The 22721-nt window shown below is 72.3% G+C and carries 22 protein-coding genes; 15 read left to right on the top strand and 7 right to left on the bottom strand.

What is annotated here, in order from left to right; translation table 11 throughout:
- Positions 1-3: 3 nt before the first annotated feature.
- The 6 genes from ACZ7M7_RS22760 (at position 4) to ACZ7M7_RS22735 (ending at position 6708) form a co-directional block, all read left to right on the top strand.
- Positions 4-1461: a SulP family inorganic anion transporter gene (locus tag ACZ7M7_RS22760; RefSeq protein WP_472119701.1), complete on the top strand. Its 1458-nt coding sequence runs from the start codon at positions 4-6 to the stop codon at positions 1459-1461.
- 164 nt (positions 1462-1625) lie between these two features.
- The gene (locus tag ACZ7M7_RS22755) at positions 1626-2543 is read left to right on the top strand and encodes a slipin family protein (protein ID WP_472119698.1); all 918 of its coding nucleotides are present in this window, start codon (positions 1626-1628) and stop codon (positions 2541-2543) included.
- A gap of 93 nt (positions 2544-2636) precedes the next feature.
- On the top strand, positions 2637-4004 hold the full coding sequence (locus tag ACZ7M7_RS22750) for a PhoX family protein (RefSeq protein ID WP_383604326.1): 1368 nt from the start codon (positions 2637-2639) through the stop codon (positions 4002-4004).
- Positions 4005-4064: 60 nt separating this feature from the next.
- Positions 4065-5552 carry a serine/threonine-protein kinase gene (locus tag ACZ7M7_RS22745; protein ID WP_472119693.1) on the top strand — a complete coding sequence of 496 codons (1488 nt, stop codon included), beginning with the start codon at positions 4065-4067 and terminating at the stop codon, positions 5550-5552.
- Between the two features lie 88 nt (positions 5553-5640).
- On the top strand, positions 5641-6498 hold the full coding sequence (locus ACZ7M7_RS22740; protein WP_472119691.1) for a polysaccharide deacetylase family protein: 858 nt from the start codon (positions 5641-5643) through the stop codon (positions 6496-6498).
- An 18-nt stretch (positions 6499-6516) separates the two neighbouring features.
- On the top strand, positions 6517-6708 hold the full coding sequence (locus ACZ7M7_RS22735; protein WP_328422081.1) for a hypothetical protein: 192 nt from the start codon (positions 6517-6519) through the stop codon (positions 6706-6708).
- A gap of 9 nt (positions 6709-6717) precedes the next feature.
- On the opposite strand, the gene ACZ7M7_RS22730 is transcribed toward ACZ7M7_RS22735, so the two are convergent.
- Positions 6718-7389, bottom strand: a complete 672-nt coding sequence (locus tag ACZ7M7_RS22730; RefSeq protein WP_383604336.1) for an ABC transporter — start codon at positions 7387-7389, stop codon at positions 6718-6720.
- The gene (locus tag ACZ7M7_RS22725) at positions 7386-8258 is read right to left on the bottom strand and encodes an ABC transporter ATP-binding protein (RefSeq protein ID WP_451172303.1); all 873 of its coding nucleotides are present in this window, start codon (positions 8256-8258) and stop codon (positions 7386-7388) included. The genes ACZ7M7_RS22730 and ACZ7M7_RS22725 overlap by 4 nt, the downstream gene beginning before the upstream one ends.
- Positions 8259-8363: 105 nt before the next feature.
- On the opposite strand from ACZ7M7_RS22725, the gene ACZ7M7_RS22720 reads away from it, so the two are divergent.
- Positions 8364-9080: an aminoacyl-tRNA hydrolase gene (locus ACZ7M7_RS22720; protein ID WP_472119686.1), complete on the top strand. Its 717-nt coding sequence runs from the start codon at positions 8364-8366 to the stop codon at positions 9078-9080.
- Between the two features lie 76 nt (positions 9081-9156).
- Positions 9157-9681, top strand: a complete 525-nt coding sequence (locus ACZ7M7_RS22715; protein WP_383604345.1) for a hypothetical protein — start codon at positions 9157-9159, stop codon at positions 9679-9681.
- Positions 9682-9717: 36 nt separating this feature from the next.
- Here ACZ7M7_RS22715 and ACZ7M7_RS22710 read toward each other — a convergent pair whose 3' ends face one another.
- Positions 9718-9972, bottom strand: coding sequence for a pyridoxamine 5'-phosphate oxidase family protein (locus ACZ7M7_RS22710; protein WP_472119683.1), 255 nt, complete (start codon positions 9970-9972; stop codon positions 9718-9720).
- A gap of 270 nt (positions 9973-10242) precedes the next feature.
- On the opposite strand from ACZ7M7_RS22710, the gene ACZ7M7_RS22705 reads away from it, so the two are divergent.
- The 4 genes from ACZ7M7_RS22705 to ACZ7M7_RS22690 all read left to right on the top strand — a co-directional run bounded on the left by ACZ7M7_RS22705 (position 10243) and on the right by ACZ7M7_RS22690 (position 15295).
- Entirely contained in the window at positions 10243-11697 is a 1455-nt protein-coding gene (locus ACZ7M7_RS22705) for an MbnB/TglH/ChrH family RiPP precursor modification enzyme (protein WP_472119680.1), read from the top strand.
- 106 nt (positions 11698-11803) lie between these two features.
- Complete coding sequence (locus ACZ7M7_RS22700) at positions 11804-12589, top strand: DUF4142 domain-containing protein (RefSeq protein WP_383623169.1); 786 nt, start codon at positions 11804-11806, stop codon at positions 12587-12589.
- A 102-nt stretch (positions 12590-12691) separates the two neighbouring features.
- Positions 12692-13489 carry a TIGR04222 domain-containing membrane protein gene (locus ACZ7M7_RS22695; RefSeq protein WP_383604357.1) on the top strand — a complete coding sequence of 266 codons (798 nt, stop codon included), beginning with the start codon at positions 12692-12694 and terminating at the stop codon, positions 13487-13489.
- A 138-nt stretch (positions 13490-13627) separates the two neighbouring features.
- Complete coding sequence (locus ACZ7M7_RS22690) at positions 13628-15295, top strand: alpha/beta hydrolase (protein WP_472119676.1); 1668 nt, start codon at positions 13628-13630, stop codon at positions 15293-15295.
- On the opposite strand, the gene hemQ is transcribed toward ACZ7M7_RS22690, so the two are convergent.
- Positions 15296-16027, bottom strand: coding sequence for a hydrogen peroxide-dependent heme synthase (gene hemQ / locus ACZ7M7_RS22685; protein WP_328878560.1), 732 nt, complete (start codon positions 16025-16027; stop codon positions 15296-15298).
- Positions 16028-16032: 5 nt separating this feature from the next.
- On the bottom strand, positions 16033-17547 hold the full coding sequence (hemG, locus tag ACZ7M7_RS22680; protein WP_472119673.1) for a protoporphyrinogen oxidase: 1515 nt from the start codon (positions 17545-17547) through the stop codon (positions 16033-16035).
- Positions 17548-17708: 161 nt separating this feature from the next.
- Here hemG and ACZ7M7_RS22675 point away from each other — a divergent pair, with 161 nt between their 5' ends.
- A complete protein-coding gene (locus tag ACZ7M7_RS22675; protein ID WP_472119670.1) occupies positions 17709-18749 on the top strand; it encodes a DUF4349 domain-containing protein in 1041 nt (346 codons plus the stop codon).
- 27 nt (positions 18750-18776) lie between these two features.
- Positions 18777-20186, top strand: coding sequence for an FAD-dependent oxidoreductase (locus ACZ7M7_RS22670; protein ID WP_472119667.1), 1410 nt, complete (start codon positions 18777-18779; stop codon positions 20184-20186).
- A gap of 120 nt (positions 20187-20306) precedes the next feature.
- Here the strand turns inward: ACZ7M7_RS22670 and ACZ7M7_RS22665 are convergent, their stop codons facing one another.
- Positions 20307-20639, bottom strand: coding sequence for a hypothetical protein (locus ACZ7M7_RS22665; protein WP_328422104.1), 333 nt, complete (start codon positions 20637-20639; stop codon positions 20307-20309).
- Positions 20640-20764: 125 nt separating this feature from the next.
- On the opposite strand from ACZ7M7_RS22665, the gene ACZ7M7_RS22660 reads away from it, so the two are divergent.
- Positions 20765-21586, top strand: coding sequence for a rhomboid family intramembrane serine protease (locus tag ACZ7M7_RS22660; protein ID WP_383623182.1), 822 nt, complete (start codon positions 20765-20767; stop codon positions 21584-21586).
- 7 nt (positions 21587-21593) lie between these two features.
- Here ACZ7M7_RS22660 and hemE read toward each other — a convergent pair whose 3' ends face one another.
- On the bottom strand, positions 21594-22649 hold the full coding sequence (hemE, locus tag ACZ7M7_RS22655) for a uroporphyrinogen decarboxylase (protein WP_472119663.1): 1056 nt from the start codon (positions 22647-22649) through the stop codon (positions 21594-21596).
- Positions 22650-22721 lie beyond the last annotated feature (72 nt).

Here is a 22721-nt window from a genome sequence, read left to right as displayed (position 1 = left end):
GGCATGATGACCAAATACCCTCACCTGCGGCAGGACTTCGCCGCCTCGCTGGTCGTCTTCCTGGTCGCGCTGCCGCTGTGCGTCGGCGTGGCCGTCGCCTCCGGAGTACCGGCCGAACTCGGGCTCGTCACCGGCATCGTCGGCGGCATCGTCACCGGCCTGATGCGCGGCAGCAGCCTGCAGGTCTCCGGACCCGCCGCCGGTCTGACGGTGCTCGTCTTCGAGGCCGTCCAGGAGTTCGGGCTGCCGGTCCTCGGTGTGCTCGTGCTCGCCACCGGGGCGCTCCAGCTCCTCATGGGCGCCCTGCGGCTGGGGCGCTGGTTCCGGGCCATCTCGGTCTCCGTCGTCGAGGGCATGCTGGCCGGTATCGGCCTTGTGCTCATCGCCGGACAGCTCTACTCGGTCGCGGACGCCAAGGCGCCCGCCTCCGGCGTGGAGAAGATAGCCGGGCTGCCCGGCGCACTCGCCGAGGCCCTCGGTGACACCGGGGCACTGGCCTCGATCGGTCTGGGCGCCGGCACGATCGCCGTCCTGGTGCTGTGGAAGCGGCTGCCGGCCAAGGTGCGCACGATTCCCGGCCCGCTCGCCGCCGTCGGTCTGGCGACGCTGGTCGCCGCCGTGTTCTCGCTGCCCGTGGCCACCGTCGAGGTCAAGGGCCTGCTGGGCTCGATCCAGCCGCCGTCCCTGACGGCCTTCGGTGAGCTCGCGAATGTCGGCGTGCTCGCCACGATCGTCGCCTTCACGCTCATCGCGTCGGCCGAGTCGCTGTTCAGCGCCGCGGCCGTGGACCGGCTGCACGACGGGCCGCGCACCCAGTACGACAAGGAGCTGATGGCGCAGGGCGCGGGCAACGCGGTCTGCGGAGCCCTCGGCGCGCTGCCGATGACCGCGGTCATCGTGCGCAGCTCCGCCAACGTCCAGGCGGGCGCGAAGACGAAGGCGTCCCGTGTCATGCACGGCGTATGGCTGCTGCTGTTCGCGGCGCTGCTGCCCGCCACGCTGGCACTGATCCCGATCCCCGCGCTGGCGGGCATCCTGGTCCACGCGGGCTTCAAGCTGATCCCGTTCCGCGGGATCGTCTCCCTGTGGCGGGGTCACCGGGGCGAGGCGCTGATCCTCGTCGTCACCGCCCTGTCGATCGTCACGGTGAACATGTTCGAGGGCGTCCTGATCGGTCTGGCCCTGTCGGTCGCCAAGACCGCCTGGGAGGCCTCGCACGTGAAGCTGGAGGTCATCGACAAGGGCGCCGGACCGATCCAGGCGTACCTGTCGGGCAACGCGACCTTCCTCAGGCTGCCGAAGATCCTCGACAGCCTGGAGGCCCTGCCGCAGGACCGCCCGGTCGAGCTGGACCTGTCCGGACTGCACCACCTCGACCACGCCTGCCGTACGGCCCTGGAGAACTGGGCCGAGCGCCACAGTGCGGCCGGCACGGATCCGGTGCGGGTCACGGTGGCCTGACCGGCGTACGACTCCGGGTGGCGGATGCCCCCGGTGAGGTGTGACCCCTGGCCCGGTGTCCGGTCCGGGGCCGTCCATGGCCCCGGACCGGACACCGGGCATATCGTTACAGAACATACCGTTACAGGAGCGTACGGATCGGACCTCTCGGCGAGGAGGTCGCCATGGTCGAGGAACTGCTGGGTGCGGCCGCAGGTGTCGCTGCGGCGGGGCTGGTGTACGTCGCGGCTGCCGCGCGGGTCGTCAAGCAGTACGAGCGCGGGGTGATCCTGCGGCTCGGCCGGCTGCGGGGCGCCGTACGCGAGCCGGGGTTCACGATGATCCTCCCGGCCGTGGACCGGCTCCACAAGGTCAACATGCAGATCGTGACGATGCCCGTGCCCGCCCAGGAGGGCATCACCCGCGACAACGTGACCGTGCGGGTCGACGCGGTCGTGTACTTCCAGGTCGTGGACGCGGCGGCCGCGATCATCAACGTCGAGGACTACCGCTTCGCCGTCTCCCAGATGGCGCAGACCTCGCTGCGCTCGATCATCGGCAAGAGCGATCTGGACGACCTGCTGTCCAACCGCGAGAAGCTCAATCAGGGCCTGGAGCTGATGCTCGACAGTCCGGCGATCGGCTGGGGCGTGCAGATCGACCGCGTCGAGATCAAGGACGTGTCCCTGCCGGAGTCCATGAAGCGGTCCATGGCCCGCCAGGCCGAGGCCGACCGGGAGCGTCGGGCCCGGGTCATCAACGCCGACGCCGAACTCCAGGCCTCCAAGAAGCTGGCCGAGGCCGCGCACCAGATGGCCGACGCGCCCTCCGCCCTCCAACTGCGGCTGCTGCAGACGGTGATGGCGGTGGCGGCGGAGAAGAACTCCACGCTGGTGCTGCCGATCCCGGTGGAGTTGCTGCGGTTCCTGGAGCGGGGCGCACAGCCACCGCAGGACCACACGGACCGAGCGGCCACTGAGCCGGAGGCCGTTGCCGAGCCGATCGCCGTCGAGGAATCCGCGGAACCACCTCCAGGCGAGCCTCCTGCCGAACCCCCCGCAGAACCGCCCGCAGAACCCTTTGGGCAACCGCCTCTGAAGTGACACACGCTACGCGCGTGGTTCACGCGACTCGCGCCAGGTGATAGACACGGCGGGATCAAGTTCCTGTCCGCCAGCAGGAAGGTTTCCCCCACCATGTCCGCAACACGACGTCAGGTCCTCGCCCGCTCCGGCGCCCTGGGTATCGGCATCACCTTCGCCGGGTCCCTGTCGGAGCTCTTCGCAGGCACCGCCGCCGCGCAGACCCTCGGCCACACCGGATACGGCCCCCTGGTCCCCGACCCCAAGGGCCTGCTCGACCTGCCGGAAGGATTCCGCTACCGGGTCCTGTCCCGCGAGGGCGACCAACTCCGCTCCGGCGAGGGCCCGGTCCCCTCCAACCACGATGGCATGACAGCTCTGCCCGGCGCCCGCGGCCGCGTCCACCTGGTCCGCAACCACGAGAACCGCAACACGGCGGCCGTACCCGTCCCGACGGTCCCCGGCCTCACCTACGACCCGCAGGGCAAGGGCGGCTGTACGGCCCTGACCCTGGACTCCCGCAACCGCGTCCTGTCCGAGCGCGTCGCCATCGCCGGTACGGCCGTCAACTGCGCAGGCGGGCCCACCCCTTGGGGCACCTGGCTGACCTGCGAGGAGACCGAGGACAGGGCCGGCACCAACGGCTACACCAAGGACCACGGCTTCATCTTCGAGGTCGACCCGGCGAACCCGCACCGCTCCGGAGCCGTCCCGCTGACCGCGATGGGCCGCTTCCAGCACGAGGCGATCGCGGTGGACCCTCGGCGCGGCATCGTCTACGAGACCGAGGACGCCTTCGAGCGCCCCTTCGGTCTCTTCTACCGCTTCCTGCCGCACGCCCCGCACGGCGGCCTCGGCTCCCTGCGCGCGGGCGGCCGGCTCCAGGCGATGCGTGTCCCGGGCGTACCCGACCTCTCCTCGATCCAGGAGACGGGCGCGACCTTCGAGAACATCGAGTGGGTCGACGTACCGGACCCGCTCGCTGCCGAAACTCCCATCCGCCACCAGGACTTCGGCCCGAAGGGCATCACCCACGCGCAGAAGCTGGAGGGCTGCTACTGGGGCGGGCGCTGCGTCTACTTCGTCTCCTCCTTCGCCCGCAGCGCGGAGGGCTCGGCGGCGGACCACTACGGCCAGATCTGGCGCTACGACCCCACCGAGCGCCGCCTCACCCTCGTGATCGTCTTCGGTCCGGACACCGACCTCCAGCTCCCCGGCGAGTCCCCGGACAACATCTGCCTCGCCCCCAGCGGCGGCCTGATGGTGAGCGAGGACGGCAACGGCGCCCAGCACGTGTTCGGCGTGACACGGCGCGGGGAGGTGTACGCCATGGCGCGCAACGCGCAGAACCTGGGCACGCCGCAGGAGCCCGAGTGGGGCGAGTTCGCCGGCGTCACCTTCGCGCCGGACGGCGAGACGATGTACGTCAACTGCTACACACCGGGGACGACGTTCGCGGTGACGGGCCCCTGGCGCAGGTAGCGCCCCGTCCCTCGAACGAGCGGAGGTCTCCTCTCCGGAACGTCCTCTAACCTGTGCGGCATGAACGCACCGGGGGATGTCGTCGACGGCCGTTTCGAGCTGGTGGAGCGGCTGGGCAGCGGAGGAATGGGCACCGTGTGGCGGGCTCGCGACACGGTGCTGCACCGCGAGGTCGCGCTCAAGGCGGTCCGGTCGGACGCGGACACGGTCGGTGTGGTGCGCGAGCGGGTGCTGCGGGAGGCGCGGGCGCTGGCCCGGCTCAGCCATCCCCATGTGGTCACGGTCCACCAGATCGTGGCCGCCGACCCGCATCCCTGGATCGTGATGGAGCTGGTGCCGGGCGTCTCGCTGCAGCGGCGCCTGGACGACGGCCCGTTGACTCCGGTGGAGGCCGCCCGCGTCGGCCGCCAGGTGCTCGCCGCGCTGCGGGCCGCGCACGCGGCGGGCATCCAGCACCGGGACGTCAAGCCCGCCAATATCCTCCTGCGCCCCGACGGCGACGCCGTCCTCACCGACTTCGGCATCGCCGCCCTGCAGGGCACGACGGCCCTCACGGCGACCGGCGAGCTCGTCGGGTCGCCCGAGTACATGGCCCCCGAGCGGATCCGGGGCCGCGACGACGACCCCGCCGCCGACCTCTGGTCGCTGGGCGTGGTGCTGTACGTGTGCGTGGAGGGCGTCAGCCCCCTGCGCCGACCCACCACGCTGGCCACCCTGGCCGCCGTACTCGATGAGCCTCTCCCGCCGCCGACCCGCTCGGGCTCGCTGACTCCGGTGCTCGACGCCCTGCTGGTCCGGGACCCGGCGGCGCGGCCGGACGCCGCCCGGCTGGACGCGATGCTGGCGCAGGTGGAGGCCGGTACGACTCCGTACTGGGCACAGCCGACGCTGACCGCCGCCGCGCCGCCCGCGCCTGCGACCCCGACACAGCTCGACACTCCCCGGCCCACGGTTCCGCAGCGGATGCCCGAGCCCCGGCGCCGGGGGCCCCTCGTGGTGGCCGCGACCGCAGGGCTCGCGATCGCCACCGCGGCGGCTCTCGTCCTGCTCGCCCTGCGCCCCGGCGACACAGGGGGCGACGACAGGACCCGCGCCACCACGAACCCTCCTGCCACGACGTCCAGCCCCACCCCGGCGAAGCAAGAGCCGACGCCCTCGCCCAGCCCCACCACGAAGACGCCCACTTCCACGCCTCCGACCACGCCCGCCACAACCGACGGCCGCTGGATCGCCCAGCTCCACTCCGAACCGGTCAGCGCGGGCACCGCGGCCCGGGACAAGCGGCTCGCCACCGTCCGCCAGTCGGTGCCGGAGGCGGCCGTCCTGCGCAGCGACGAGTACGCCTCCCTGCGCCCCGGCTACTGGGTGATCTACGCCCCCGGCCCCTTCGCCGACGGCCGTGCCGCCCTGGCCTTCTGCGCCGAGCGCGGCCGGACCTCGGCGAGCACCTGCATGGGCCGCTACCTGAGCACCGACGCGGGCGACTACAGCCTCCAGTGCCGCCCTCCGGCCGCCGCACCGACGGGCTCCTGCACACGCGCCGACTGAGACGACCGGGCCCGCCGGGCGGGTGATACGGGCTCGACGCACCCATCGGCGCACCGAATAAGTCATTTAATACTCATATCTTCATGCGGTGATCAGATCCGTACGCCGCGTCACCACCCTCTGCGCTCTGGGTGCGGCGCTCAGCGCGCTCGCCGCGTGTGCGCCCCACGAGGCGACCCGGGCTCCCCTGCCGGCGCCCAGCGCCACCGCCCGCGTCTCCCCCATGGCCGGGCCGCCGACCCTCGCCCCCGGCCCCGCCGGTCTGACGCCCGTCTTCGAGCACGGCCCACGCGGCCGGGACAAGGCCGTCGCGCTCACCTTCGACGCCGACATGACCGCGGACCAGGGGCCCCGGGCAGCGCGGGGGGAACGGTTCGACAATCCGGGACTGGTCGCGGCGCTGCGGGAGCTGAAGGTGCCGGCGACCGTGTTCATGACGGGGCGATGGGCCGAGGAGTACCCGAGTCAGGCCCGGGCCATCGGGCGGAACCCGCTGTTCGAGGTCGCCAACCACTCCTACAGCCACTACGCGTTCACCAAGGACTGCTACGGACTGCCGACGGTCGGCGAGGAGCGGATGCGGGTGGATGTGGAGCGGGCGTACGCGGCGTTGCGGAAGGTGGGAATCCGTGACGCGATGCCGTACTTCCGGTTTCCCGGCGGCTGTTACGACCGGCGCGCTCTGAAGGCGCTCAGCCCGGTCGGGGTCACCGCCGTGCAGTGGGACGTGGTGAGCGGGGACGCGTTCGCGACGGACGCCCGGGCCGTCGCCCAGGAGGTGCTGGACGGGGTGCGGGCGGGGTCCGTGGTCGTCCTGCACTGCACGCTCAGTGCCGCTCCGACGACCGAGCGAGTGGTCCGCAGCGTCGTACCCGAGCTGCGCGACAGGGGCTTTCGGTTCGTGAAGGTGTCCGAGCTGATCGGGGCGGCCGGCGGACGGGCCTGATGCTCGTACGCTGGACGTATGAGCGAGGAACAGGCCACGACCGACTACTGCCTGATCGACGCGACCAGGCCGCCCAAGGCCGACGGGCCGCCGTACGCCGAGTGCGTGCTGTGCCGGGAGCCGACGGAGTACCCGGAGTCGTACAAGGGGATCACGCTCTGCCCGGTCTGTGAGTGGCAGGAAGCGCAGCGCACCGCCTGTTCAGGCTGACCCGACTGTTCAGGGTGATCTGCGGGACGTGAGCGCGCAGGCCACGGCGATCGCCGCCGCGGTGAGCAGGGCCGCCGCGGCCAACGGCAGCAGGGGCATGGGGACCGTGCCCGAGCGGGAGCCGGTGACCAGGCCGCTGACCGCCGCCTGCGCCGGGGAGCCGGTCACGACCACCGACAGCAGCGCCGCGAGCAGCATCGTGGGGACCGCGCGCCCGGTGGAGCGCAGCAACGGCCAGGTGGTGAGGGCGCCGACGGCCGTGCCGAGCAGGGCGCAGGCCAGCGTGGCCAGCAGCCCGGCCGCGCCCGCCGGCAGCCGCGGCACACGCGTCTGGTGATCCGCGCTCACCGGGTCGCTGATCAGCGTCACGACGACAGTCGCGACCGTACCCACGACCGCCGCGGCGGTCAGCGCGACCAGCAGCGCGGCGAGATGCGCCCGCCCCGGCCCGACCGCCGCGGACACACAACTGCGGGCGGCGGGCGGCTCGTTGGTGACGCAGATCCGCACCAGCCAGGCGGCGACGGGCAGCAGGGCCGCGGCCGTGTAGCCGAGCGAGTCGAGCACCGGCTGACCGCCCGACACACCGACCCCGAGGAACACGGCGTACAGGATGAACGGCGGCAGCCAGCGCTGTGAACGGGCCAGCAGGGCGGTCTGGTAGCTGAGAAGGGCGGTCATCGGCGGCTCTCGGTTTCGGCGGTCGTCTCCGGTCTCACGCTCACCACATGCCAGGGCGGGCGGGCCGTCAGCAGGGCGCGCAGGAGGACGTCCGAATGGGACGCGGGGACGGTGAGGCGGTGGGTGCCGGGCGTGGGTTCCTCGGCGGATATGACCGTGCGGGGCGCTTCGGCGGGGAGCTGTCCGCCCCGCGGGCCCTGCACGACGACGATCACGTGCGGGCCGGTGGGTTGCGAGGGCGTCCCTTGCGTACGCAGGTCGAGGCCCGTGTCCCGCACGGTGTACGTCGCGTCGGGCGCCCCCGCCAGACGGCTCGGGTCGTGGTCCACGAAGACCACGGCGGTGCCGCCCGCGGTGCGCTCGGCGACGGCCCGCTCCAGTTCCGCGCGGGCGTCGGCGTCGAGGCCGGTCCACGCCTCGTCCAGGACGAGCAGTTCCGGATCGGCGAGGAGGGCCTGTACGACGGCGACCTTCTGGCTGCTGCCCTTCGACAGCTGCGCCATCGGCATCCGGGCGTACGAGGCGGCACCGAAGCGGTCGAGCCACTCGAGGGCGGCCCGGGTGGCCGCGGCACGGGAGAGGCCGTGCACCCTGCCGAGATGGGTGAGGTAGCCGACAGCGGTGAAGGGGAGGGCCGTGGGGAAGCGTTCGGGGACGTAGGCGGTGCGGGGGCGGCCGGTGATGCGGCCCTCGGTCGGGGCGTCGATGCCGGCCAGGAGGCGCAGGAGGGTGGACTTGCCGGTGCCGTTGGGTCCTTCGACGCGGATGAGGTTGCCGGGCGGCACGGTGAGATGGACGCCGCGTAAGACCCATGGGCCGCGCAGGCCGTAGCGGCGGCCCACGTTGTCCAGACGAAGATCACGTTGCATGGAGGACATCCTGTCGCATGGCCCGTGCGGCCGAGTCGGCGCTGCTCGCGCCCACCCGGCGGACCTGCAAAATCGGCACGGTCCCGGGCCCCTTAGGGTGTTGTCGTGAGCCAAGATCCGACGTCCACCGGCGACAGCCCCTTCCGGTCAGAGCCCAGTGCTCGCGATGACGCCCCGCAGTTCGTCCTGCCTCTCGTCGTGCGGATCGAGCGGGACGCTCCACCCGCTCGCACCGACGCCCTCGAAACCTCCGCCCGCGCCGTCCTGGTGATCCTCGACGACGAGCGCTCCGTCGGCGACGGCGAGTGGGCCGAGGCCATGCGGGACTGGCAGGACGCCCGGATCCGGAAGGTCGTGCGGCGGGCCCGCGGCGCCGAGTGGCGGCGGGCGGAAGGGCTGCCGGGCATCACCGTCACCGGCAAGTCGGCCGAGGTGCGGGTCTTCCCGCCCGTGCCCTTGGACGGGTGGCCCAAGGAGCTGGCGAAGCTCCAGGTCTCCGGCACCGACCTCGACGATCCGGAGCCGCCCGCGGACGCCGACCCGTCGGCGCCCGTGCTCTGGCTGAACCCCGACCTCGACATGTCGGCCGGCAAGGCGATGGCGCAGACCGGGCACGCGGCGCAACTCGCCTGGTGGGAGCTGTCGGACGAGGAGCAGGCCGCCTGGCGCGACGCGGGGTTCCCGCTCGCCGTACGGACCGCGGATCCGGGACGCTGGCCCGAGCTGACGACCAGGGGGCTGCCGTTGGTGCGCGACGCGGGGTTCACGGAGATCGCACCCGGGTCGTGCACGGTGGTCGCCGACCATCCGGCGTTGCGGTAGGACGCGGGCGTTCTGGAGCGGTTGCCGGATGCGCGTCAGGGCTACCTGATCGGCGTGAGGGCTGAGGGGAGAAGCCATGGGGCAGTACTTGGGACCGCTGGAGCCGATCGGGGACCGGTGGGTGATCGGGGACCCGACGCGCAAGGAGGGCCTGAGTGTCGTGCTGACCCCCGAGGGCCTGGAACACTGCCGGCGCGGCGAGCCGGCGCCGCTGCTCGTGGTCCCGTGGTCGCAGTTCCTGGAACTGCGGGTGCGAGTGGCCTTCCGCAAGTGGCAGACCACGGCCTTCGCGGGCTTCGCCGGAGGGTTCGCACCCGGCGCCGACCTGGGCCGCTACGGCTGCTCCCTGTACGGCATCGTGCGCCATCCCTACGACCTGTGGAAGGTGCGGTACACCCATCACGAACGCCGCTACACGGGCGGCCACGTCGTCGTGCTGAAGGCCCTGTTCGACCAGCTCACCGAGGCGAAGGCGCTGCACCGGCTCGGTGATCCCGAGTGGCTGGGCACGGCGGTCGCCAAGCTGTCGTCGCACACGTCGTGGTACGCCCCCGGGGGCGAGCGTCTGGTGGCGGAGACCGTCCGGAGTCTCGGTACCTGAGCGACCAACCGATGGCCGGGCGTGCCGTGTTCAGGCCTACTCGGGCTCCTCGCGCCGCCGTATCAGTTCCTCGACGACGTCCGGCTCGGCCCGGCCGCGGATGAGCAGGATCTTGGGCGGGTGCACCTCGGTGTCGATCGTCAGGGCGACCGCCGGGTTGTGGCGCAGGGCCGGCAGTTTCGGGGCGTTCGTCGTGGTGCACACGACGATCTCCAGGCCGATCAGGTCGCGGGCCAGGAGCTCCTGGCGGAGCGGACGGTTCAGAACCTCGGAGATCTCAACCGGCTGCACGGTCAGGCTCACTTCCGACGGTCGTTCACCGGCTCCCGGATTGGGTCGCCGGACATTTGAACGTCGTCGGCGTGCGGCGCGTACGACCTTGCAGAGGCCGCTTGCCCGGTGCGGGGAGCGGGACGCGGGTCCCGGCCGTCCAACCTCAAATGTTGCTCTGAAGGTGTCGGCCCAGGGGTTCGGGCGCGCCCTGAGGGGCCATACCCCCGTCACATCCGGCACGTCCGAGGAGACGGGACAGCGGGTACGGGAGAGGCCGAGGAGGGGACGATGGAGCGACTGGGTACGGGGATCGGGTGGCGTCCGGAAATCGCGGACGCCGTGGAGCGCATGCCGGGCATCGACTGGGTCGAGGCCGTCGCCGAGAACGTCTGCCCCGGGCATCTTCCGGAGTCTTTGGTACGGCTGCGGGAGCGCGGCGTGACCGTGATCCCGCACGGCGTCTCGCTCGGCCTCGGCGGTGCGGAGCGGCCCGACGCCGGGCGGCTGGCCGCGCTCGCCGAGCGGGTGGAGGCGCTGGGGGCGCCGCTGGTCACCGAGCACATCGCGTTCGTACGGGCGGGAGGACCGCTGACGGCGTCGCCGCGCCTGGAGGCGGGGCACCTCCTGCCGGTCCCCCGCACCCGGGACGCCCTCGACGTGCTGTGCGAGCACGTCCGTATCGCGCAGGACGCGCTGCCCGTGCCGCTGGCCGTGGAGAACATCGCGGCCCTCATCTCCTGGCCGGGCGAGGAGATGACGGAGGGGCAGTTCCTGTACGAGCTGGCCGACCGCACGGGGGTGCGTCTGCTCATCGACGTGGCCAACCTCCACACCAACCACGTCAACCGCGGCGAGGACCCCGCCAAGGCCCTCGCCGAACTTCCGCTGGAGGCCATCGCGTACGTCCATGTGGCGGGCGGCTTCGAACGCGACGGTGTCTGGCACGACAGCCACGCCCACGCCGTCCCCCAGCCGGTCCTCGACATCCTGACGGACCTCGCCTCCCGCGTGAACCCGCCGGGGGTTCTGCTGGAACGCGACGAGAACTTTCCGGAACCGGGGGAGCTGGAGGGGGAGCTGGGGGCGATTCGGGGGGCGTTGGAAAAGGGGGCGTCGGAGCGGGCGGCCCAGGTGCCGAGGGCGGTCTCGCTGGAGGGGGCGCGAGGCGCGGGCGCGGCCGAGAGGGCAGGTACCGAGTCCCCTCCGCCGAAGACACAACCCGTCGGCACCACCCACCCGGCGAGGACGGCCGTCGACACGCCACCGGGGGACGGGGAAAGGGCGCCGGGGCTGGAGGAGGGGACGGCGCGTGCCGAGGCTGTCACGGAACCCGCCCGTCAGCGGCTGGCCCTCGCGCAGGCCGCGCTGCTGTCCGCGCTCGTCGCCGGGACGCCGGTGCCGGAGGGGTTCGACCGGGTGCGGCTCGGCGTGCAGGCGCGGGCGCTCGCCGGTAAGCGGGCCGACGTCGTGGCGAAGGTCGCGCCCGAGTTGCCGGTGATTCTCGGGAACGGCTATCGACGGGCCTTCCTCGGCTACAGCCACGGGCACCCGATGACCGACGGCTACCGGCGCGACGCCCTGGACTTCGCCGGGTACCTGCTGGCCGAGGGCCGGCTCGAAGACGCCCGGGTGCGGGCGGAGTTGCAGGAGTGGTGGCTGGAGCGCTCGGGCCCGAGGCCGCGGTCGCGACGGCCGGGGGTACGACTGGCCCGCGCCACGCGACGCGTGCTGCTGCGGCGCTAGGGGAGGCGGGGGTGCGGGGTGCCGGGCACGGCACCTCGGGCGTCGAAGTAATATGCCAACCCACCCCCGAAGCGCACTAACGTGCGGTGCCGCACATGGAGGCACCATGCGATCGCAACCCCGCATCAACGGCCGGGGCATCTTCAGCGGCACCGGGCTCATCATCACGGGCCTGACGGCGACCCTGCTGGCGATGGTCTTCCCGGTCTGGTCGTACGCCGACCGGTCCGGGACCGGCCTGGACGTGCTCAACGCCGAGACCGTCTCGACCGGGTACGGGCCGCTGTCCGCGCTGGACCGCGACTTCGTCACGAAGGTCCGGCTGGCCGGACTGTGGGAGCTGCCCGCCGGCGAACAGGCGCAGCAGAAGGGCACGACTCCGGCCGTACGGACCGCCGGTCAGCACCTCATCGAGGGGCACACGTTCCTCGACGAGCGCGTGCGCGACGTCGCCGCCAAGCTCAGCCTCGCGCTGCCGAACGAGCCCACCGAGCAGCAGCAGGAGTGGCTGGACACCCTGAGCTCGGCCCAGAGCGTCGAGTACGACCGGCAGTTCGCGAACATCCTGCGCCTGGCGCACGGCAAGGTGTTCTCCGTCGTCGCCCAGGTGCGGGCCAGTACGCGCAACTCCCTCGTCCGCAAGCTCGCCGACGACGCCAACACCACGGTGCTGGACCACATCACGGTTCTGGAGGCGACCGGCTATGTCGACTACGACGCCGTGGCCCGGGACATGGTCGCCGACAGCATCCCTCCGCTGACGCCCTCCCCCGCCCCGCCCGGGCCGACCGACGACCCCGCACCGGCCGTCCCGATGAGCCCGCCCCAGTCACCGTCACCCACATACACCCTGCCGCCGGCCGCGACCAGCCCCCGCCCGCAAGGGTCCTGACGTCCGCGACGCCCTATCCGGAACGTCACATCCCGGCAACTCTCGGTCCGCATTGTGAACAAGGCATGGCGTTTCACTGGGCCTTTGGCATAGAAACGCGGCATGTTCTGGGTCCTTCTCCTGCTGCTCGCCTGGGCCGTCGCCGGCACGGCCTGCACGCGCCTGTGCCTGGCCGCCGTGCACGCCGCGGCCTCGGACGTGAAAGAGGCAACCACGGGCCAGGGACACGATCTGACGCTGTACGAGGCCGCGTTCCTCTCTGGCGGCCCGCGGCGGGTCGCCGATCTGACCCTCGTCTCCATGGCGCGACAGCAGCGCCTGCTGCTCGCGCACACCGGCTGGGCGACGGTCGTCGATCCGCGCGGCCGGGACGAGATGGAGCGCTCGGTGATAGGCGCCATCGGGCCGGAGGGCCAGTCCCGCATCGAGCCGGTGCGGGACGCCGCGGCCGCCGCCGACGCGGTCGGCAGCCTCGCCGACCGGCTGGTCAGCGCGGGCCTCGCCGTACCCGACGGGGCGCGCAGCGGGATCGCGGCCGCGATCCGGCAGGTGCAGCTGGCCGCAGCCGCCGTGCTGGCGCTGGGCGCGGTGGCCCTGCTGGCGCCGGCCCAGTCGGACATGCCGACCCACCTGATCGCGCTCTGGTTCGCACTCCCCTTCGTGCTCACCCTGAGCTGCCTCACCATCGCCCGGATCGAGATCCACCCGTACGCGCAGTGGGCCTCCCCGGCCGGGCAGCGGCTGCTGAGCGCCCTGGTCCGGCACTCCCGGGGCGGGGACGACCGTACGTACCTCACTTCCGTCGCCCTGCGGGGCGTACGCGCGATAGGCGAGCCGGACCTGCGCGCGGCCTTCGCACACCGCGAGCCGCACCACCACGCGTTCCACCGGCACGACTGACGGCGGCGAGCGACAGCCCAAGGGGCTCGGTGACGCATAGGGGGCATTGAGGCCGACACCGGCCGGGTGGTGCTTGCCTTCATCAACAGACGAACGAAATATCCCTTTTGTTGCTGCCGTGCACCGAAGGGATACGCCATGAGAGCTGCCGCCCTCTACTCGGTCGCCGGGGCTCTGCTCCTGACGACCCTCTCCGCCGCTCCGGCCGGCAGCACCGGGGCCGCCCCGGGCACGGCCGAGCAGCACGGCACGACGGTGGCCGCCGCGCGCGCCGAGGAGGCCGGCATCACCTTCGGCACCTGCGCCAAGGAGCATGACCTGCCGGGCAAGATGCAGTGCGGCACGGTGTCGGTCCCCCTCGACTACGCCCGTCCAGAAGGCAAGCAGATCAAGCTGGCCGTCAGCCGGGTGCGGGCCACGCACAAGGACCCGCACAACAGCAAGCGCCGGGTGCCTGGGCAGGGCGCCCTGGTCTACAACCCGGGCGGGCCAGGCGCCTCCGGACTGCACTTCCCGCTGATCGGCCTGCTGCCCAAGTGGAAGCGGCTGGCGGCGGCGTACGACCTGGTCGGCTACGCCCCGCGCGGGGTGTCGCCGTCGGCGCCGCTGTCCTGCCAGGACCCCACGCAGTCCGTCAAGGGGCCGGTGCAGACGCCGACGCACCCCTCGGAGTCGTACAAGAAGGAGCGCGTCGCCCGGGCGAAGGCGTACGCACAGGGCTGCGCGCAGCGCACGGGCAGCGCGCTGCAGCACTACAACTCCCTCAACAACGCCCGTGACCTGGACGTCCTGCGGGCCGCGCTGGGCGAGCCGAAGCTGACGTTCATGGGGGCCTCGTACGGCACCTACTTCGGGGCGGTGTACGCGACGCTCTTCCCCTCGCACGTGCGGCGGATGGTGTTCGACTCGGCGGTGAACCCGGACCCCGCGCAGATCTGGTACCGCAGCAACCTCGCCCAGTCGGCCGCGTTCGAGGAGCGGTGGGCGGACTTCCGGGAGTGGGTCGCCGAGCACGACGACGTGTACGGCCTCGGTGCCACGTCCGAGGAGGTGCTGCGCAGCTACGAGAAGGTGCGGGCGCGGCTGGCCGAGGAGCCGGCGGGCGGGAAGGTCGGGACGGGGCAGCTGCAGGAGGCGTTCCTGCAGGCCGGGTACTACGACGACTACTGGCCGTCGCGCGCGAAGGCGCTGTCGGCGTATGTGAAGGGCGACCCGAAGCCGCTGGTCGAGCTGGCCGCTCCGGTGACGGATGCGGCGGCCGAGGACGAGAACTCGAGCGCGGTCTACACGGCCGTGGAGTGCAACGACGCGCCCTGGCCGACGGACTGGGCGGTCTGGGACCGGGACAACACGCGGCTCGCGCGCGTGGCGCCGTTCGAGACCTGGGACAACGCGTGGATGAACCTGCCGTGCGCCTACTGGCAGGCGCCCCGGCAGGAGCCGCTCGATGTGCGGACCGGGCGGGGTGAGCTGCCGCCGATCCTGATCCTGGCCGCCGAGCGGGACGCCGCCACGCCGTACGACGGGGCGCTGGAGATGCACCGGCGGCTGTCGGGCTCGGTGCTGGTGACCGAGCGGGACTCCGGCACGCACGGCATCGCGTACGGCCCGAACGCCTGCGTCAACGGCCACGTCGACGCCTACCTGCTGGAGGGCCGCCTCCCGGCCCGGCGCGCGGCCTGCGAGGGACACCCCGAGCCCAAGCCGGCGCGGCCGGGCGAGAGCAAGGCGAAGAAGCTGAGCCGGCACACCGCGGCGAAGCCGGGCGGCCGGCCTCAGCAGGCCACCGCCCGGCTCCCGCACTGATCAGGCGAGCCCGGCCACCAGCTCGGCCACGCTCTTGCGGCGTCCCGTGTAGAACGGCACCTCTTCGCGGACGTGCATGCGGGCCTCCGAGGCGCGCAGGTGGCGCATGAGGTCGACGATGCGGTACAGCTCGTCGGCCTCGAAGGCCAGGATCCACTCGTAGTCGCCCAGCGAGAACGAGGCGACGGTGTTGGCGCGCACGTCCGGGTAGCCGCGGGCCATCTTGCCGTGGTCGGCGAGCATGCGGCGGCGGTCCTCGTCGGGCAGCAGGTACCAGTCGTAGGAGCGCACGAAGGGGTAGACGCTGACGTAGTCACGGGGCGTCTCGTCGGCGAGGAACGCCGGGATGTGCGAGCGGTTGAACTCGGCGGGGCGGTGCAGCGCCATGTTCGACCAGACCGGCTCCAGGGCGCGGCCCAGCCTGGTGCGGCGGAAGAGGTTGTACGCCTCCTGCAGCTGGTCGCTGGTCTCGGCGTGCCACCAGATCATGACGTCGGCGTCGGCGCGCAGCCCGGACACGTCGTAGGTGCCGCGGATCGTCACGTCCTTGGCGGCGAGCTGGTCGAACAGCTCCTGGACCTCGTCGGCGTACCCCGCGCGGTCCTCGGGGAGCACGTCCTTCAGCTTGAAGACGGACCAGAGGGTGTAGCGGATGACCTCGTTGAGGTCCTTGGCCAGCTTGCCCTTGTTCGGGATCCTGCCGGACTCGGTGGTGGAGGCGTCGTCACTCATGTCCCTTATTCTCCCGCTCCGCCGTGCAGACTCTGCACCGGGTTGGCGGTGAGCTCCTCCATGCCCGCCCGTCGCCCACCACCACCCTCAACCGAAGCGCTTCGCGCTGCACCTTTTGATCCCAGGTCGCCCTCCAGCTGGTCCACCGCCGCGTACGCGCTCGCGATGCATGCGGGGATGCCCACGCCGTCGTACTGAGCGCCGCACACCGCGAGGCCCGGCACCTTGGCGACGTGCTCGCGGACGCGGGCCACGCGTGCGTGGTGGCCGACCGGGTACTGGGGCAGGCCGTCGGTCCAGCGGGTGACGCGGGTTTCCAGGGGGGTGGCGTCCAGGCCCGTCGCCGCCCGGAGGTCCCGGCGGGAGACGTCGACGAGGTGGTCGTCGTCCTGCCCCAGGATCTCCGTCTCGCCGTACCGCCCGACGGAGGTGCGCAGCACGACCGTGTCCGGGTTCTCGTCGGCGATCCAGCCCCACTTCTGGGAGGCGAACGTCGACGCCTTGATGGTGCGCCCGTCGACCGGCGGCACGAGGAAGCCGCTGCCCGCCGGGAGATCGGTGTCGGCGCGGCGGTAGGCAAGGGTGACGAGGGCCATGGAGGCGTACTCGATGCCGTCCAGCTCGGCGGCGGCCTCGGGGGCCTCGGCGCGCAGGAGGCCGGCGGCGGCCGGCGCGGGTACGGCGACGACGACCGCGTCGGCGTGCAGCACACGGTCACCGGCGACGACACGCCACCCTTCGGTCGCCTCGCGGCGCAGCTCCGTCACCGGTGCCCCGGTCACGATCTCGCCGCCCCGCGCGCGCACCGACTCCGCGACGGCGAGCGGGAGTCGGCCCACGCCGCCCTCGATGCCCATGAACACCGGCCCGGTCTGCCGGCCGGCGGCGGCCTTGGCCTGGATCTCGCGGACGGCCTCGGTGAGGGAGTCGTGCGTCTTCGCCGCCTGGTAGAGCTGCGGCACGGCCGAGCGCATCGAGATGCGGTACGCGTCGCCCGCGTACACGCCGCCCAGCAGGGGCTCGACCAGGCGGTCGACGACTTCACGGCCGAGGCGTGCCGCCACGTACTCGCCGACGGCCGCGTCGTCGCCGACCTCGGTGCGGGGCAGGTCGGCGTCGCGCTCGATGCGGGCCAGCCCCTCGTCGGACAGGACGCCGGCCAGGGCGGCGGCCGTGCCGGGGACGCCCATCACATGTCCCTTGGGCATCGGACGCAGGGCGCCGCGGGTCCAGATCGAGGCCGTCGCGGTGGCGGGCGGCCGGAGACGGTCGGCGAGCCCCACCTCGCGGGCGAGGGCGACGGCCTCCGGGCGGCGGGCCAGCATCGACTCGGCGCCGAAGTCCACGCGCGCGCCCGCGATCTCGCCGGGCAGCAGCTTGCCGCCGACCCGGTCGGACGCCTCCAGCACGGTCACGCGTCCGCCGCCGGCCAGCAGCCGGTGGGCGGCCGCCAGACCGGCGATCCCGCCGCCGATGACGACGACCCGGCCCGCACCCCTACGAGTCTCCACTTCGCGCATGTCCCCAGCCTCTCAGACCCCACTGACAACCCGTCCGCGCCCCGGTGTCCCGTACGAGTCCCGACCGTGACCGCATCGGGACCGTTTCCCGCCAACGTTCGGCCGGGCCCCGGCGTCGAAGGAGCATCAGCCGCCACGACAACACTCGGGGGTACGCCCACATGCGCGCACGACGATCCGCACGATCCGCACCACCGGTACGACCCGTTCAGGTCCTGACCGGCCTCCTGCTGGCCGCCGCCCTCGCACTCACCGGGTGCAGCGGCACGGCCGACGGGGGATCCGACAGCAGCGCCGCCGGGGGCGGGGCCGCCAAGGAGGAGCTCCAGGCGAGCGCGGACGCGGGCGCCCCGGCCAGCGGCTCCGGCGAGGGCAGCGGCTCCGGCGCGGACCGGGCGACCGCGCCGCCCAAGGCCACAGCGAGCCACATCATCCGTACGGCCTCGCTGACCGTGCAGGTCAAGGACGTACCGAAGGCCCTCGACGAGGCCCGCACCAGCATCGAGAACGCGGGTGGCTACGTCGGCAACGAGACGACGACCAGCGACGGGAAGGGCCACGAGCGCACCCGCGTCGTCCTGCGCGTGCCCGTCGACAAGTACGCCGAGGTCCTCGCCGATCTGGAGGGCGCCGGCAAGCTGATCGAACGCAGTGCCAAGGCGCAGGACGTCACCGACCAGGTCGTGGACGTGGAGAGCCGCATCACGTCGCAGCGCGCCAGCGTGGCCCGCATCCGCGAGCTGATGGACCGGGCGACCAAGCTCAGCGACGTGGTCACGCTGGAGGGCGAGCTGAGTTCCCGCCAGGCCGACCTGGAGGCGCTGCTGGCTCAGCAGGCGTCGCTGAAGGACCGCACGAGCCTGGCCACGATCACCCTCTCCCTGTCGGAGACGCCGGTGAAGAAGGCAGCGCCGAAGGACGACGACCCCGGCTTCCTGGACGCGCTCGCGGGCGGCTGGGGCGCGTTCGTGACGATGCTGCGCTGGCTCGCAGTGGCGTTCGGCGCCGTGCTGCCGTTCGCCGCGGTGGCGGCACTGCTCGTGTTGCTGTGGCTGAAGGTCCTGCGGCCCCGGATGCCCCGCCGCCCGGCGACCGCGCCCGCGACGAGCGCCCTGGGGCCGCTGCCGTCGGCCCGCCCGGCACCGGGGAGCACGCGCGCGGGGGACGAGAGCGGCGCCGAACAGGGCGGCGAGCGGGACTGAAATGCCCGGCGCTCGTAGCGTGTTCGCATGAACATGAGCGCTGCGAGTGGTGGGTCGGGAACGCGAGAACGACTGGTCGTCATCGGAGGCGACGCCGCGGGGATGTCCGCGGCGTCGCAGGCACGGCGTCTGAAGAGCGCCGAGGAGCTGGAGATCGTGGCGTTCGAACGCGGCCACTTCACCTCCTTCTCCGCCTGTGGCATCCCGTACTGGGTGGGCGGCGACGTCCCGGAGCGCGACCAGTTGATCGCCCGTACGGCCGAGGAGCACCGCGCGCGGGACATCGACCTGCGCATGCGGACCGAGGTCACGGAGATCGACGTGGCCGGCGGCCGGGTACACGCGCGTGACGTCGACTCCGGCGCGGAGTCCTGGACGTCGTACGACAAACTCGTGATCGCGACCGGCGCCCGCCCGATCCGCCCCGACATGCCGGGCGCCGACGCTCCCGGTGTCCACGGTGTGCAGACCCTCGACGACGGCCAGGCCCTGATCGACACGCTGGAACGCACGCGTGGCCGGCGCGCGGTGGTCGTCGGCGCCGGTTACATCGGCGTCGAGATGGCCGAGGCGCTGATCAACCGCGGCTACGAGGTCACGGTCGTCAACCGGGGCAGCGAACCCATGTCCACGCTCGACGCGGACATGGGCCGTCTGGTGCACGGGGCCATGGAGGGCCTGGGCATCACCATGGTCAACGACACCGAGGTCACCAAGATCCGCACCGGCGAGGACGGCCGGGTCCGGGCGGTGGCCACGCAGGACGCCGAGTACCTGGCGGACGTGGTCGTCCTCGGCATCGGCGTCCGCCCCGAGACGACTCTCGCGCGGGCCGCCGGGCTCCCCCTCGGCGACCACGGCGGCCTCCTGACCGACCTCGCCATGCGGGTACGAGGCCACGAGAACATCTGGGCGGGCGGCGACTGCGTGGAGGTCCTCGACCTGGTCTCCGGCCGGGAACGCCACATCGCCCTCGGCACCCACGCCAACAAGCACGGCCAGGTCATCGGCACGAACGCCGCCGGCGGCTACGCCACCTTCCCCGGCGTCGTCGGCACGGCCGTCAGCAAGGTCTGCGACCTGGAGATCGCCCGCACGGGCCTGCGCGAGAAGGACGCCCGCAGGGCGGGCCTGCAGTACGTCACGGCCACGATCGAATCGACGAGCCGCGCGGGCTACTACCCGAACTCCGCGCTGATGACGGTCAAGATGCTCGCCGAACGCCGCACGGGCCGCCTCCTGGGCGTGCAGATCGTCGGCCGCGAGGGCGCGGGCAAGCGGGTCGACATCGCGGCGGTGGCCCTGACGGCCGGCATGACGGTGGAACAGATGGTGTCCCTGGACCTGGGATACGCGCCCCCGTTCTCCCCGGTCTGGGACCCGGTCCTGGTGGCTGCCCGCAAGGCAGCGAAGGCGGTCAACGCCGGACCCTCTTAACAGGCGGCGCGGGCAACGCCCAAAGGGGCGCGGGGCTGTATCGATATGCGGCTCCGCCGCGTGGGCGCGACCAGCCACGACGATCCCGCAGCCGCCGAACCACCCCCGCCCCTGAGGCGCTTACGCGCTGCCGTTGATCCGCTCAATGGCCTGCCGAGCCTGCTCAGCCGGCGGGCGGGACGGCAATGAAGAAACAGACGCACTCACACTCGGCGGCATCGCGGCAGCGGGCTGCTCCCCCGCCGGCTTCGCATGCGCGGCCCCCGGCCGAACCGACCTCAACCGATGGCTGACGGCCTCGTCCAGCGTCACCGGCCGCTGCATCTGCGAAGCAAGCCGCCCGGCCTCCTGCCCCAGCCGAGCCACGTCTTCCCACGGCAGCCGCACCACCACCGCGATCTCGGCCTCGCCGTCGGGCAACGCGTGAATCGGAGGAGTAACTCGGTCGTTCATCGCCTGTTCCTCACGTAGACCCCGCGACCCGCCTTCCCCGTGCCGCGGGCGGTTGCCGAGTCATACGCGCGCAGGGGCGGCCCCGTTCACCGATTCACGGCACACATCCGGGGCAGATACACCTCGTGGTCATCCCCGTCCATGACGTGAACCCGGTGCGCCGCACCCCCTGGGTGACATACGCACTGATCGCCGCGAACGTCCTCGTCTTCCTGTCCACGCCCGGCACAGCCGGCGCCGTGGCCGGCGAGAGCAGCCTGTCCCAGCTGTGCCATCTGCACGCGTTCCTGGACCAGTACGCGGCGGTGCCAAGGGAGTTGATCCACGGTCAGCTGCCGGGAGTGGTACCGACCGGCGAGGTAGCCGTCGGCCCGCGGGGCCCGGGCTGCGTGATCGGCCCGCCCGGCTACGACAAGTCCCCGGCGCTGTCGGTCTTCACGGCCATGTTCCTGCACGGCGGCTGGCTGCACCTGCTGGGCAACATGCTGTTCCTGCTGATCTTCGGCAACAACATCGAGGACCGCATGGGCCACGTGCGGTACTTCCTCTTCTACGTCGTCTGCGGATACGCGGCGTCGTACGGCTTCGCGCTCCTCAACGACGACTCCGCCGAACCACTCATCGGCGCCTCCGGGGCCATCGCGGGCGTCCTGGGCGCCTACCTGGCGCTGTATCCGAAGGCCAGAGTGTGGGTCCTCGTGCCGTTCCTGATCTTCCTGCCGCTACGGCTGCCCGCCTGGCTGGTGCTCGGGTTCTGGTTCGTGCTGCAGGCGGTGTACTCCAACGGCGACGGCGTTTCCGACGCGGGAACCGTGGCCTATGCGGCGCACATCGTCGGATTTCTGGCCGGCATGGCGCTCGCCTGGCCGCTCAAGCCGGGGACACCACCGCCGCCGGAGCCGCGCGGTCTGCTGTTCGGCAGGAGAGCGCGGCCCCACACGTGGTGAGCGCCCGCTAGCGAGCCGTCTGCGTGTGGACGTAATCGACGAGCCGGGTCAGCGCGTCCGGGTCCGTGGACGGCATGACGCCGTGGCCGAGGTTGAAGACATGGCCCTCCAGTCCGGCGGCCGTGTCGAGGACCTCGCGGGTCTTGGCCTCGACGGCCTCGGTCCCGGCGAACAGGACGGTCGGGTCGAGGTTGCCCTGGAGCGCCTTGCCGGGTCCGACGCGGCGTGCGGCCTCGTCGAGCGGGACGCGCCAGTCGACGCCGACGACGTCCGCGCCGGCCTCGCCCATGAGCTTCAGCAGCTCACCGGTGCCGACACCGAAGTGGATGCGCGGGACGCCGTAGGACTCGACTGCCTTGAAGACCTTCGAGGAGGCGGGCATCACCGAGCGCAGATAGTCCGCGGGGGCGAGCGCGCCGGCCCACGAGTCGAACAGCTGGACCGCGGAGGCGCCGGCCTCGATCTGCACCTTGAGGAAGGCGGCCGTGATGTCCGCGAGGCGGTCGAGCAGGTCGGCCCAGAGTTCCGGGTCGCCGTACATCATCGCCTTGGCATTCTCGTACGTGCGGGACGGACCGCCCTCGACGAGGTAACTCGCAAGAGTGAAAGGCGCGCCGGCGAATCCGATGAGCGGAGTGGCTCCGAGCTCGCGGGTGAGCAGGCCGATGGCCTCGGTGACGTAGGAGACGTCCTCGGGGGTGAGGTCACGCAGTTGGGCCAGGTCGGCGCGAGTGCGGATGGGACGCTCGACGACCGGGCCGACGCCGGGCTTGATGTCGAGGTCGATGCCGATGGCCTTCAGCGGGACGACGATGTCGCTGAAGTAGATCGCCGCGTCCACGTTGTGCCTGCGTACGGGCTGCAGGGTGATCTCGGTGACCAGCTCGGGCCGCATGCAGGACTCGAGCATCGGGATGCCCTCGCGGACCTTGCGGTACTCCGGCAGGGAGCGCCCGGCCTGCCGCATGAACCACACGGGCGTGTGCGGCACGGGCTCGCGCCTGCACGCCTTGAGGAAGGCGGAATCGTACGTGGCGGTCGGCGGCGTCTGGTTGGCACTCACGGGGGCAAGTCTCGCACGGCCGCAACAGGCCCGGCGCTGGGGTTGCCGTGTTGTCCGGGTGTCCCTCCCTGC

This window comes from Streptomyces sp. NPDC111606 (assembly GCF_055656945.1).
This window is presented reverse-complemented; position numbering and strand designations above follow the sequence as displayed.

Coding starts and splice junctions, on each gene's coding strand:
- ACZ7M7_RS22695 (WP_383604357.1), top strand. CDS start 12,692: ATGTTCTGGGTCCTTCTCCTGCTGCTCGCCTGGGCCGTCGCCGGCACG.
- ACZ7M7_RS22755 (WP_472119698.1), top strand. CDS start 1,626: ATGGTCGAGGAACTGCTGGGTGCGGCCGCAGGTGTCGCTGCGGCGGGG.
- ACZ7M7_RS22760 (WP_472119701.1), top strand. CDS start 4: ATGATGACCAAATACCCTCACCTGCGGCAGGACTTCGCCGCCTCGCTG.
- hemG (WP_472119673.1), bottom strand. CDS start 17,547: ATGCGCGAAGTGGAGACTCGTAGGGGTGCGGGCCGGGTCGTCGTCATC.
- ACZ7M7_RS22745 (WP_472119693.1), top strand. CDS start 4,065: ATGAACGCACCGGGGGATGTCGTCGACGGCCGTTTCGAGCTGGTGGAG.
- ACZ7M7_RS22675 (WP_472119670.1), top strand. CDS start 17,709: ATGCGCGCACGACGATCCGCACGATCCGCACCACCGGTACGACCCGTT.
- ACZ7M7_RS22715 (WP_383604345.1), top strand. CDS start 9,157: ATGGGGCAGTACTTGGGACCGCTGGAGCCGATCGGGGACCGGTGGGTG.
- ACZ7M7_RS22670 (WP_472119667.1), top strand. CDS start 18,777: ATGAACATGAGCGCTGCGAGTGGTGGGTCGGGAACGCGAGAACGACTG.
- ACZ7M7_RS22725 (WP_451172303.1), bottom strand. CDS start 8,258: ATGCAACGTGATCTTCGTCTGGACAACGTGGGCCGCCGCTACGGCCTG.
- ACZ7M7_RS22735 (WP_328422081.1), top strand. CDS start 6,517: ATGAGCGAGGAACAGGCCACGACCGACTACTGCCTGATCGACGCGACC.
- ACZ7M7_RS22750 (WP_383604326.1), top strand. CDS start 2,637: ATGTCCGCAACACGACGTCAGGTCCTCGCCCGCTCCGGCGCCCTGGGT.
- ACZ7M7_RS22730 (WP_383604336.1), bottom strand. CDS start 7,389: ATGACCGCCCTTCTCAGCTACCAGACCGCCCTGCTGGCCCGTTCACAG.
- ACZ7M7_RS22705 (WP_472119680.1), top strand. CDS start 10,243: ATGGAGCGACTGGGTACGGGGATCGGGTGGCGTCCGGAAATCGCGGAC.
- ACZ7M7_RS22665 (WP_328422104.1), bottom strand. CDS start 20,639: ATGAACGACCGAGTTACTCCTCCGATTCACGCGTTGCCCGACGGCGAG.
- ACZ7M7_RS22690 (WP_472119676.1), top strand. CDS start 13,628: ATGAGAGCTGCCGCCCTCTACTCGGTCGCCGGGGCTCTGCTCCTGACG.
- hemQ (WP_328878560.1), bottom strand. CDS start 16,027: ATGAGTGACGACGCCTCCACCACCGAGTCCGGCAGGATCCCGAACAAG.
- ACZ7M7_RS22700 (WP_383623169.1), top strand. CDS start 11,804: ATGCGATCGCAACCCCGCATCAACGGCCGGGGCATCTTCAGCGGCACC.